The following is an 11859-nucleotide window of genomic DNA, read 5'->3' on the forward strand; positions in this document are numbered from 1 at the left end:
AATGGAGGCCAGACCACAGCCAGTTGATTGCACGTGCATCCGGCGGGGTATCGCCAAGAAGCTCGGCCGGGGCGAACCAAGCCTTCGGCGTGGAAAGGAGCGATTGATGCGTACCGTCCCGGGCGCCACTGATCATGTCGTGGTGGTGGGCGCGGGCCTGTCGGGGCTGTCGGCTGCGCTGCAATTGGCCGGTCGCGGGCGATCGGTCACCGTCGTCGAGCGCTACCCGTTCCCCGGTGGGCGGATGGGGCAGGCCGACATCGCCGGCTACCGCATCGACACCGGGCCGACCGTGCTGACGATGCCGGACATCATCGAGGACGCTTTCGCCGCCGTCGGCGCATCGATGACCGACCATCTGGATCTGGTGCAGGTCGCCCCCGCCTACCGGGCGACATTCGCCGACGGTCGCTCGCTGGACGTGCACCCCGACGCCGCCGCGATGACGGCGGCCATCGAGGAGTTCGCCGGCCCGGATCAGGCCGCCGGCTACCAACGCCTTCGGGCCTGGCTCACCGAGCTCTACGAGTTGGAGTTCAACGGCTTCATCGCGTCCAACTTCTCCTCCCCGCTGTCGCTGCTGACTCCGCAACTGGCCCGGCTCGCCGCGATCGGTGGGTTCCGCGGCTGGGAACGGATGGTCGGCCGGTTCATCACCGACGAACGCGTCCAGCGACTCTTCACCTTCCAAGCGCTCTACGCCGGTGTCCCGCCCCAGCAGGCGCTGGCCGCCTATGCCGTCATCGCATACATGGATACCGTTGCGGGCGTGTACTTCCCGCGCGGAGGCATGCGAGCGGTCCCCGAGGCGATGGCAGCCGCGGCCGAGGCGGCCGGTGTGCAGTTCCGCTACGGGTCGACTGTGGATGCGCTGGAACGCAGCGGGTCACGAGTGACTGCGGTGCGGACCGGCGACGGTGAGCGGATCGCTTGTGACGCTGTGGTACTCACCACCGAGCTGCCGCTGACCTATCAGCTGCTCGGCCGCACACCGCGGCGTCCGATCAAGGTGCGGCCCGCGCCGTCCGCGGTCGTCGTGCACGTCGGGGTGCCCGCGGTCGGCGAGCGGCTGCTCCACCACAACATCAGCTTCGGGCACCAATGGGCTCGCACGTTCGACGAGATCATCCGCGACGGTGCTCTGATGAGCGACCCGTCGCTGCTGGTGACCAGGCCCACCGCGGGTGATCCGAGCCTCGCGCCGCCCGGGCGCGACCTGCTCTACGTGCTCGCGCCCGCGCCGAATCTCGAAGTGGGCAAGGTTGATTGGGGTTCGATCGGCGACGGCTACGCGCGCCAGGTGGTGGCCACCGCGGCCGAACGCCTGATGCCCGGACTCGCCGACGACGCCGAGATCCTGGACGTCGTCACCCCCGCCGACTGGGCCGCACAGGGCATGGCCGCCGGCTCGCCGTTCGCGCTGGCGCACACCTTCGCCCAGACCGGGCCGTTCCGGCCGGCCAACATGGTCCGCGGTATCGACAACGCGGTGCTGGCCGGCGGTTCGACCGTGCCCGGTGTCGGCATCCCCACAGCGATGATCTCAGGGCGGCTGGCCGCCGACCGTGTCACCGGGGCCGTGGACGACCCTTCCGCCAAACGCACTATCGTCGGGTCGGGAAGCAGGTAGCGATGATCCACACCGAGTTGCATGCCGCGGGCATCGACGATTCGCGACTGGTCGAGTCCTACCGCTACTGCCGGCGCCTCAACGCCCAGCACGGCCGGACCTACTTCCTGGCCACCCGGCTGCTCGCCCCGTCGCAGCGCCCGCCGGTGCACGCGCTGTACGGGTTCGCGCGCTACGCCGACGACATCCTCGACGACATGGAGATCGACGCCGGCACCGCCGATCGTGAACGCCGCCTCGACGAGCTGTCGAACAAGTTCTTCAACGGCGACGAGGATGACACCGAGCCGGTGCTGCCCGCCGTGCTGCACACCGCCCGCACCTACCAGATTCCCCTGGATCTGTTCGACGACTTCCTGGCCTCGATGCGGATGGATCTCACCGTCACCGACTATCCGGATCGTCCGGCGCTGAACCACTACATGCGTGGTTCGGCCGCGGTGATCGGCTTGCAGATGCTGCCGATCCTGGGCACCGTCGGGCCCGCCGAGGAGGCTGCGCCGTACGCCGAGGCGCTGGGGCATGCCTTCCAGCTGACCAACTTCCTGCGCGACGTCGACGAGGACCTCGCGCGCGACCGCATCTATCTGCCCGCCGACGAGCTCGCCGCCTTCGGCGTGGACCGTGACGTGCTCACCTGGTGCCATCAGAACCGCCGCACCGATCCGAAGGTGCGCCGCGCGCTGGCCGCCCAGCATGACATCACCCGCGGTGTCTACCGGCAGGCGCGCAAGGGGATCGCGCTTCTCGCCCCGCAGTCGAGGCCGTGTGTGACGACCGCGTTCACGTTGTACTCGGAAATCCTCGATCGCATCGAAGCCATCGACTTCGCGGTGTTCAGCCGACGTGCTTCGGTGTCCAAGGGACGACGGCTGCAGGTCTTCTCGTCCGGATTGGTCCGGGCCTATCACGCCCGTGGCGCCGCCTGATGGATCGATGGCAGTACCTGATCGTGTCGCTGGAATCGGCGGTTTGCGCACCGGGTTGTCCGGCAAGGTCGAATACTGGATATCGATGGGCATCGTGCTGGCATTCCAGGTGATCGTCGACGGCTGGGTGACCATGCTGCCGACGCCGATCGTGATCTACACCCGTCGCGATGATCCAGGAGATCGATGATGACCGTAACCAACCGCGGGCTGGAACGCGCCCAGGTTCCCGGCGCCTTCGACGTCGGTGCGCACGCCTACGACAAGCTGGTCGGGGCCAATCCCGGCTATCACGACCACCTGCGGATCTCCGCACGACGGATGCGGATTCCGGGCGGCGGGCGTGGATTGCGGCTGCTGGACGCGGGCTGCGGCACGGGTGCCTCGACGGCCGCGCTGCTGGATGCCGCGCCGCATGCCGAGATCGTGGCCGTCGATGCCTCGGCGGGCATGCTGGCCGAGGCGAATGCGAAATCCTGGCCCGACTCGGTCCGCTTCGTGCACAGCCCGATCGAGAAGATCGCCGACGCCGGCGTCGAAGGTCCCTTCGACGGCATCCTCGCGGCGTATCTGTTGCGCAACCTCGCCGACCCGGACGCGCAGTTGCGGACGTTCCGCGAGCTGCTGCGGCCCGGCGGAACGCTGGCCGTGCACGAGTACTCGGTGCGTGATTCCCGCGCCGCCTCCGCGATCTGGAACGCCGTGTGCTGGGGCATCATCATCCCGTCCGGCTGGCGGCAGACCCGCAATGCCACCCTGTATCGGCACCTGTGGCGCAGTGTGAACACGTTCGACGGCGCGGCCGCATTCCAGCGCCGGCTGACGGCAGCGGGTTTCGCCGGTGTGCACAGCGAGACGATGCCCGGCTGGCAGCGTGACATCGTGCACACCTTCTTGGCGGACGCACCGCGATGATCGACCCTCGTCGCGTCGCCCACCCGGCAATCGCCGGGGTGCCGCATGCCCACGCGCTGCCCGCCACGCCGCACGTCGTCGTGGTCGGTGGCGGGATCGCCGGCCTGGCGGCTGCCACCGGCCTGGCTGAACGCGGTGTCTCCGTTGACCTTCTGGAGTCGCAGCACTATCTGGGCGGGCGGGTCGGCGGCTGGACCGAGCAGCTTCCCGACGGCACCCAGGTGGCGAACAACCGCGGCTTCCACGCGTTCTTCCGGCAGTACTACAACCTGCGGTGGTTGCTGAGCCGCACCGATCCCGAGCTCGAGCGGCTGCGGGCCGTCGAGGACTATCCGCTGGTCGATGGCGAGGGCCGGCGCGACACCTTCCGCGGGCTGCCGAAGACCCCGCCGTGGAATGCGCTGGCCTTCGCGCTGCGCAGCCCCACCTTCCGGATGCGGGACCTGATGCGGCTCAACGCCGTTGCTGCCGCCCCGCTGGCCGCGGTGTCGGTACCGGACATCTATGAGCAGCTCGACGGAGTCGACGCGGGCACCTTCCTGACCGACATCAATTTCCCCGTCGCCGCCCGCCACCTCGCATTCGAGGTATTCGCCCGCAGTTTCTTCGCCCGGCCGGAGCGGCTCTCGGCGGCGGAGCTGGCGACGATGTTCCATATCTACTTCCTGGGCTCGAGCGAAGGATTGGTCTTCGACGTCGCCGCGTCGAATTTCGACACCGCGCTGTGGGAACCGTTGGGCCAGTACCTGATCGAGCACGGTGTTCGAGTGCGACGTGGGGTGTCGGTGGAATCGGTGGCGCGCGGTGGCGCCAAGCGGCTACAGGTGCGCGATTCCACCGGAGCCACCATCGACGCCGACGGTGTGGTGTTGGCCACCGATGTCGCTGCGCTGCAACGAATCGTGGCCGCCTCGCCGGGCCTCGGTGACGAGGGCTGGCGTCACAACATCGCACAGATGCAGACCGCGCCGCCGTTCATGGTGCAGCGACTGTGGCTGGACCGTCCGGTGAACTCCGATCGGCCTGCCTTCCTCGGCACCGGCGGCCTGGACCCTGTCGACAACATCAGCGTGGTCAGCAACTACGAAAGCCAGGCCGCCGAATGGGCTCGCGCACATCGTGGTTCGGTCGTCGAGGTGCATTCCTACTCGGTGGGTGACGAGCCTGCGGTCGACGACCTTCGCGAGCGCATGCTGGCCCGGCTGCACCAGCTCTACCCGGAGACCGCAGCGGCCGGGATCGTCAAGGAGGCACTGCTGGTCCGTGACGACTGCCCGTTGTTCGCCCCGGGTGCGTTCGCCAACCGGCCGACCGTCGAGACCCCGGTCCACGGTCTGATGCTGGCCGGCGATGGGATCCGCATCGACCTGCCCGTCGCGCTGATGGAGCGCGCCGCCACCACCGGATGGACGGCTGCCAACCAACTGCTCGCCGGGTGGGGGATCTCCGGACACACCCTGCACACCGTGCCGGTACACGGACGCTCACCGCTGTTGCGCCGGCTGGCCAGCCGGGAAAGGCGCGCGTCATGAGCTTCCGGTCGCGGATGAAATCGATTCCGCTGCAAGTAATCCCCAAGGCGAACTGGGCGGGACAGCGACCCACCTATCAGGACGCCCAGCCGGCACTGATCACCGCCGCGCTGCGCCGCGCCGAGGATCGGCCCAGTGGAAACTGGTATGTCTTCGGTGCCAGCACCGACGTCCGGGCCAATCGGCCGTTCGGCACCCGGGTCGGTGGACTCGACATCGTCGCGTGGCGAGATCAGCAGCGCGGCCTGCACGTCGGGCCCGCGGCTTGCCCGCATCTGGGTGCCGACCTCGCGACCGGAAAAGTGGAGTGCGGCGGCCTGATCTGCCCGTGGCACGGGCTGCGGCTCGAGGGTGGCCGCGAATTCGGCTGGAAGCCGCTGCCCGCCTTCGACGACGGCGTCCTGGTCTGGGTCCGGCTGGATCGGGTGGGTGGCGAACCGCCGCTCGACGCCCCGGTGATCCCGGCGCGTCCTGCGGGGCCGCGGCTGGCCGCGGTGACTCGGCTGGACGGCGTGTGCGAACCGTCCGACATCATCGCGAACCGGCTCGACCCCTGGCACGGCGCCTGGTTCCATCCGTATTCGTTCACCCAGTTGGAGGTGCTGAGCGCCCCGGCGGTCGACGCCGACGAGGACGCCGATCGGTTCCTGGTGGCGGTGACGTTCCGGATGGGACGACTCGGCGTGCCGGTGATCGCGGAGTTCACCGCCCCGGAGCCGCGCACCATCGTCATGCGGATCGTGGACGGGGAGGGCACCGGCAGCGTCGTCGAAACCCACGCCACCCCGATGGGGCCGGGACGCGACGGTCGCCCACGCACAGCGGTGATCGAAGCCGTTGTCGCACAATCTGATCGCACCGGCTTCCATCACTCGCTGCGGGTGGCGCCGCTGATCACGCCGTTCATGCGCCTGGCGGCCACCCGGTTGTGGCGTGACGACCTCGCCTACGCCGAGCGGCTCTACGCCTTGCGCGACAACACCTCCGGCTAGCCGACGGTCAGGATCGTCTTGCCGGGCAACCGGCCGGCATCGGCGTCGGCGTGCACCGCGGCGATCTCGGCCAGGGGCCGGCGATCAGCGACATCGATCGTCAGTCGACCGGCATCCACGCGGCCGACCAGGCCGGCGAGTTGGGCGGCGTCGCTGCGGACGAACACCCGTTGGCTGCGCAGCCCACGTTGCGGAGTCTCCGGCCCCGAGGTCATGGTGCCGACGTAGTGCCCGCCGTCGGCCACCAGTGCGGCCAGTGCCTCGGTTTCGTCGGGCGTCGTGCCGATCAGATTGAGCACCACGTCGAACGGCGCTCCGTCGGCGATCGGGGTGGCCGTGTAGTCCAGGTAGCCGATCAGCTGGTCGGCCCCATGGGCGCGGAGGCGTTCGGCTGCACTGGGTTTCGTGGTGGCGGTGACCTTCGCGCCGGCCTGATGCGCGAGCTGTACCGCGTAGCCGCCGACCGCTCCGCCCGCACCGTTGATCAGGATGCTCTGACCAGCCGTCAGGCCGGCCACCTCGAACAGGGCCTGCCAGGCGGTGAGACCGACGGTCGGCAGCGCGGCGGAATCGGCCAGCGGCACCGACGTCGGAGCGGTTGCCAGCGCCTCGGCCGGGGCGACCACATACTCGGCGGCCGCACCGCGAGCCACCATGGGCAGCAGACCCACCACCGCGTCGCCGACCTGCCATCCGCTGACGTGAGCGCCAAGCTCGACGATCGTGCCCGCCACGTCGATACCCGGCACGTGCGGGAAGGCGATCGGGAAGACGTCCGGCAGGTAGCCGCCGCGGATCCCGGCGTCGACCGGGTTGAACGATGTTCCGGCGACCTTCACCAGAACCTCGCCCGCGCCGGGTGCCGGCCGCTCGATGTCGCCGTACTGCAGAACGTCGCTGTCGCCGTACCGGTGGTAAATCGCTGCCTTCATGGTGGTCTCCTTGGTCGGTTGCTTCGAACTCGAAGCAGTTACACAGTCGGTAACTTGCTTCGAGTTCGAAACATTCCCGGTACGATCGGGAGATGGCCGACGCGCTCCACCCGTCGCAGATGCGCACCTACTTCGCCCTCACCGAAGCGGCGAGCCTGCTGCAATACGCCGTCCAGCAACAGCTGCAGGCCGAGGGCGGATTGAGCTACGTCCAGTTCGAGATCCTGGCCAAGCTCGTCGACGCCGGCCGGCCGCTGACGATGACCGAGCTGGCCGATGAAGTGGTCTACAGCCGCAGCGGGCTGACCCATCAGGCCGGAGTTCTGCAGGCCGATGGGCTGATCACCCGTGCACCCAGCACCGTCGATCAGCGAGCGACCGTCGTGACCATCACCAAGGCGGGCCGTCGCCGCCTCGACAAGGTCCTTCCCGGCCACATCGACGTCGTTCGCGGACTGCTGTTCGACACCCTGTCGGCGCAGGACGTCCGCACCCTGGGCAACCTCATGACGCGCGTCCGCGACCACATGCGGGAGCAGCCGCCCCGGTCCGCCGCGCCGCGGAAGAGCCACGGGTCCGCGCACTGAGACATCGGCCCTGACGTCGGCGACAACCGGGCTAGCCTCCGTTCATGGCCAAGCGCGTGGTGATCTGGGGTACGGGTTTCGTCGGTCGGATGGTCATTCCGGAAGTGCTGGACCATCCCGACTTCGAACTGGTCGGCGTGGGCGTCAGCAACCCGGCCAAGGTGGGCGTCGACGTGGGGGAGATCTGCGGCATCCCCACCGTGGGCATCGCGGCGACCGACGACGTCGACGCGCTGATCGCACTCAAGCCGGACGCGCTGGTGCACTATGGCCCGACCGCGGCGCAGGCCGATGCCAACATCGATCTGATCGGACGCTTCCTGCAGGCGGGCATCGATGTCTGCTCGACCGCGATGACGCCGTGGGTGTGGCCGAAGATGCACCTGAATCCGCCCAACTGGATCGACCCCATCACCCGGGCCTGTGAGGCGGGCCAGTCGTCGTGCTTCACCACAGGCATCGACCCCGGCTTCGCCAACGATCTGTTCCCGATGACACTGATGGGCCTGACCTCGCAGATCAAACTGGTCCGCGCCTCCGAGCTGTTGGACTACACCAACTACGAGGGCGACTACGAATTCGAGATGGGCATCGGCCGCGAACCCGAGTTCAAGCCGCTGCTGCAGAACTCCGACATCCTCGTCTTCGCCTGGGGCGCGACGGTGCCGATGATCGCCTCCGCGGCCGGCATCGAGCTCGACGAGATCACCACCACCTGGGACAAGTGGGTGACCCCCACCGAGCGCAAGACCGTCAAGGGCGTCATCCCGGCCGGCCACGTCGCGGCGGTCCGCTTCACGATCAACGGCGTCTACAAGGGCGAGACCCGCATCCAGCTCGAGCACGTCAACCGCATCGGCCAGGATGCCGCCCCGGATTGGCCGTCGGGCACCCAGGACGACGTCTACCGCGTCGACATCCAGGGCACTCCCAGCATCTTCCAGGAGACTGCGTTCAGGTTCACCGACGGTTCGGGGCGCGACGCTGCGACCGCGGGCTGCCTGTCCACCGGGCTGCGCGCGCTCAACGCCGTACCGGCCGTCAATGACCTGCCTCCGGGCTGGGTCACCCCGCTGGACCTGCCCCTGATTCCGGGTCGCGGCACCATTCGCTGAGTAACGTCCTGCGGCTTCGGATCGACATCTTTGGTGAATCCGAAGCACGGGGCTACCCGCATGCGCGGGTGCCCGGATTGGACGACATGACAGACCCAACGAGGCCGGCGGTCGGCCTGTCGGTCGGCGCTACCGCACTGGCCGCTGTCACCCCGGATAACGCCGTCACCGGCCCAGCCGTTGTGACGCTGCCCAGCGGCGTCGTGATCACCGACTTCGTCGACCGCGTCGGCGACCCGGTCGGGATCGTGGCGCCCGACGGCTCGGTGCACCACGCAGAGACTTTGCTGGCCGATGCGCTGAGGGCGCTGGCCTACGCCGCTACGAGTGGCAGGCCGCTGCCGCCGACCGTCGCGATCACCCACCCCGCGCACTGGCGGCCGTCCGCCGTCGACGGGCTGCGGCGCGCGATCCGGCAGGTTCCCGAGTGGTCGGCCGAGGAGCCGCTGTTCATCCCCGACACCACTGCCGCGCTGACCGCGCTGGCCGCCAATCCCGGGTTGCCGACCCGCGGTGTGATCGCGCTGTGCGATTTCGGCGGCACCGGCACGTCGATCACCCTCGTCGACGGCGCGACCTCTGCGCCGATCGCGCCGACCGTGCGGCACCTCGACTTCTCCGGCGACCTGATCGACCAGGGCCTGCTGGCCCACGTGATCGCCGAACTGTCGGCAGGCGGGACGCTCGACGTCACCGGCACCTCGGCGATCGGATCGCTGACCAGGCTGCGGGCCCAGTGCCGAGCGGCGAAGGAGCGGCTGTCGACCGTCACGGTCACCGCGCTGCCCGCCGAGCTGCCCAACTTCCACGGTGACGTCCGGCTCACCCGCACCGAGCTCGACGGGGCGATGGGCAACGCGCTGAACGACTTCGTCGCGGTCCTGCAGGACACCCTGGCCAGGAACGGGGTGCGGCCGAGCCATCTGGCCGCGGTGGCCTCGATCGGCGGCGGCGCGGCGATCCCGGTGATCACCACGACCCTGTCCGAGCACCTGCGCGTTCCGGTGATCACCACCCCGCGCCCGGCCCTCACCGGCGCCATCGGCGGCGCGCTGCGCGCCGCGCGCGGGCCGGCCGACGACAGTGCCACCGCGCTGGCACCTGCGGCCCCGGTCGTTCCGGTCGCGCCGTTCGAACCGGCCGCAGGGCCGGCCACCGGCGTGGCTTTGGCCTGGTCGGAGGCACCCGACGTGCCGGACCTCGAACCCGCCGTCGAGCCGGTGCCGCAGGTCGCCGCCCGTCCGCTACTGGATTTCGAGCCGGACCCCGAGCCCGCCGAGTCCGCGGCCGCCGCGCCCGCGTGGTACCGGCGTCCGATGCCGGTGGTCGCCGCCGCACTGCTGGTGATCCTGATGGCCGGCGCGGGAACGGCCGTCGCGCTGAGCGCCGACAGCAGTCCCGACCCGGTGACACCGACCCCGAGCGTGACCACCACCCCGCAGGCCGCGCCTGCTCCGGCGCCCACCGGCGACCCGACGTCGGCGCCGGTGCAGAACCAGGCGGTGCAGCAGGCCCCCGCGCCGCAGACGGTGGTGCAGGCGCCCGCACCGGTGACCCAGACCCAGATCGTGCAGGCGCCGCCTCCGCCGCCGGTCACCACCGAGGCACCGCCACCGCCGCCGGTCACCGAGACGCAGACGACGACCGTCGTCACCACCGAGGTGTCCACGCCGCCGCCGGTGACGCAGACCGAGACGCAGACAGTTGCGCCACCGACGCAGCAGCCGCGGTTCATCCCGACGATTCCGCCGATCCCGACGATTCCGGGTCTGCCGCAGATATTCGTGCAGCCGCCGGCGTCAGGCTGAGCGACGCCGCTTCTCCAGCACGACGAGCCCCAGCGGGATGGACATCCGCGCCGGTGCCGCCGCCAGCTGAGCGGCCAGGGCAGCGTGTAGCTGGTCGACGAATTCGCGCCGCCGCGTACTGCGCCGGTCGCGACTCGCCCCCGCCTCGGCGTCGGCGTCCACCGCGGCCGCGAGCGTCGGAAACATCGAACCGCGAAGGAAGTCAGCCCAATTCGTGCCGAAGGCGTCGGCGTCCTTGTCGCTCTGGAACTGCGACCAGAACCGGTCCTCGCCGTCGAACAGCTCCACGTCCTCGATCGAGAGACCCTCGAATCGGCCGGACGGGTGAAACGGTGCCCGAAAGTCCTTCTCGTCGCGGCCCGTCGACGGGATCGACATCCGGCGCAATTCCTCGTCGGTGATCAGACCGTCGCGGACGAACTGGTGCAGGGCCGACATGATGGCGTCGAAGGCGGCCTCGAATCCCGAGGTGCCATCCGGCTTGAGGCCGACGGTCAGCACCAGCAGCCGGCCCCCGGGCGCCAGCTCGCGACCGCGGAAGGCGACGAAGTCGCGCCAGTCCTCGGCGGCCTGGCGGGCGTAGGCGCGCCGGGCTTCGTCGTCGGCGCTGTAGGAGATCTCGACGTGGTCGGGGATGGGCACCGGCACCCGGCGCAGCCAGTGGATCGCCCAGGAACTCCAGCCCAGCGCGATGCTGTCCGACGGCAGGATCTGGCTGTAGAACGAGCGGCCCACCACCGAGGCGTAGGTGGCCGAGTCCTTCTTCAGATAGCTGTCCTGATCGTCGGCCAGCGTGCTGAACAACGTGGTGAAGTCGTTTCCGGGCACATCGGTGTGGGCCACCAGGATCGCGTGGTCGGAGCGGGTGCGCTTGCGGATGACGGTGATCGCCGCGCCGATCGGGAGCAGCGAGTTGTACCCCGTTGCCGCGCCGTAGTCGACGATCGCGATCGGTTGCGGCGCCCGGGGGATCGCGACGATCCGCGCGGCCGCCTCGAAACGCGCTGTCGCGGTGCGTAATCCGGCGGCCTGCAGGCGTGACGACTCGGTGTAGGTGTGGCTGCCCATCGGCTGCGGGCGCACCACGATGCTCGATTCGCGCACGTCAGTTCCTGCGGCGGCGGTGCAACAGCAGCCCGACCACAAGACCCACGACGGCCATCGCGGTAAGCAAGAGCCACATCGGCGATTCGACGGTGATCCACAGGACGTGCACCCGTTGGCGGTCGCGATTCTGGGCGATGAAGACTGCTGCCAGGACCACCAGGATGATGGCCAGCCAGTAGCGCAGAGCGAAACGCCGCACCGCACCGCCGGTGGGCTTACCGTCGTCCTCCCTGGACATCGCAACCTCCCCGTTGTGTCAGAAGCTTGACGTTAGTCGCTGGCCGGGGATTCGGCGGAGAAGTCAGGCCGGTG

The 11859-nt window shown here is 69.5% G+C and carries 12 protein-coding genes; 9 read left to right on the forward strand and 3 right to left on the reverse strand.

What is annotated here, in order from left to right:
- Positions 1 to 106 precede the first annotated feature (106 nt).
- Genes crtI through D3H54_RS11070 form a run of 6 tightly spaced genes read left to right on the forward strand, consistent with a single transcriptional unit; the run spans position 107 to position 5998 of the window.
- A complete protein-coding gene (crtI, locus tag D3H54_RS11045) occupies positions 107 to 1630 on the forward strand; it encodes a phytoene desaturase family protein (protein ID WP_149379067.1) in 1524 nt (507 codons plus the stop codon).
- Positions 1631 to 1632: 2 nt separating this feature from the next.
- The gene (locus tag D3H54_RS11050) at positions 1633 to 2559 is read left to right on the forward strand and encodes a phytoene/squalene synthase family protein (protein ID WP_149379068.1); all 927 of its coding nucleotides are present in this window, start codon (positions 1633 to 1635) and stop codon (positions 2557 to 2559) included.
- Between the two features lie 7 nt (positions 2560 to 2566).
- Entirely contained in the window at positions 2567 to 2749 is a 183-nt protein-coding gene (locus D3H54_RS32345; RefSeq protein ID WP_210419673.1) for a hypothetical protein, read from the forward strand.
- Complete coding sequence (locus D3H54_RS11060; RefSeq protein ID WP_149379069.1) at positions 2749 to 3474, forward strand: class I SAM-dependent methyltransferase; 726 nt, start codon at positions 2749 to 2751, stop codon at positions 3472 to 3474. The genes D3H54_RS32345 and D3H54_RS11060 overlap by 1 nt, the downstream gene beginning before the upstream one ends.
- Complete coding sequence (locus D3H54_RS11065) at positions 3471 to 5006, forward strand: FAD-dependent oxidoreductase (protein WP_149379070.1); 1536 nt, start codon at positions 3471 to 3473, stop codon at positions 5004 to 5006. Before D3H54_RS11060 ends, D3H54_RS11065 begins: the two co-directional genes overlap by 4 nt.
- On the forward strand, positions 5003 to 5998 hold the full coding sequence (locus tag D3H54_RS11070; protein ID WP_149379071.1) for a Rieske (2Fe-2S) protein: 996 nt from the start codon (positions 5003 to 5005) through the stop codon (positions 5996 to 5998). The genes D3H54_RS11065 and D3H54_RS11070 overlap by 4 nt, the downstream gene beginning before the upstream one ends.
- Here D3H54_RS11070 and D3H54_RS11075 read toward each other — a convergent pair.
- Positions 5995 to 6930 (reverse strand): NADP-dependent oxidoreductase, encoded by a 936-nt coding sequence (locus D3H54_RS11075; RefSeq protein ID WP_149379072.1) that lies wholly within the window; start codon positions 6928 to 6930, stop codon positions 5995 to 5997. The two genes, D3H54_RS11070 and D3H54_RS11075, sit on opposite strands and share 4 nt — an antisense overlap.
- A gap of 92 nt (positions 6931 to 7022) precedes the next feature.
- Here D3H54_RS11075 and D3H54_RS11080 point away from each other — a divergent pair, with 92 nt between their 5' ends.
- From D3H54_RS11080 to D3H54_RS11090, 3 genes are all read left to right on the forward strand, one after another.
- Positions 7023 to 7517, forward strand: a complete 495-nt coding sequence (locus tag D3H54_RS11080; protein ID WP_149379073.1) for a MarR family winged helix-turn-helix transcriptional regulator — start codon at positions 7023 to 7025, stop codon at positions 7515 to 7517.
- Positions 7518 to 7561: 44 nt separating this feature from the next.
- Positions 7562 to 8632: an NAD(P)H-dependent amine dehydrogenase family protein gene (locus D3H54_RS11085; protein WP_149379074.1), complete on the forward strand. Its 1071-nt coding sequence runs from the start codon at positions 7562 to 7564 to the stop codon at positions 8630 to 8632.
- Positions 8633 to 8718: 86 nt separating this feature from the next.
- Complete coding sequence (locus D3H54_RS11090; protein WP_149379075.1) at positions 8719 to 10440, forward strand: Hsp70 family protein; 1722 nt, start codon at positions 8719 to 8721, stop codon at positions 10438 to 10440.
- On the opposite strand, the gene D3H54_RS11095 is transcribed toward D3H54_RS11090, so the two are convergent.
- Positions 10432 to 11544: a class I SAM-dependent methyltransferase gene (locus tag D3H54_RS11095; protein WP_149379076.1), complete on the reverse strand. Its 1113-nt coding sequence runs from the start codon at positions 11542 to 11544 to the stop codon at positions 10432 to 10434. The two genes, D3H54_RS11090 and D3H54_RS11095, sit on opposite strands and share 9 nt — an antisense overlap.
- A 1-nt stretch (position 11545) precedes the next feature.
- Positions 11546 to 11785: a DUF1049 domain-containing protein gene (locus tag D3H54_RS11100; protein ID WP_149379077.1), complete on the reverse strand. Its 240-nt coding sequence runs from the start codon at positions 11783 to 11785 to the stop codon at positions 11546 to 11548.
- Between the last annotated feature and the right edge of the window lie 74 nt (positions 11786 to 11859).

This window comes from Mycobacterium sp. ELW1 (assembly GCF_008329905.1).
In the GTDB taxonomy this organism is placed as follows: domain Bacteria; phylum Actinomycetota; class Actinomycetes; order Mycobacteriales; family Mycobacteriaceae; genus Mycobacterium.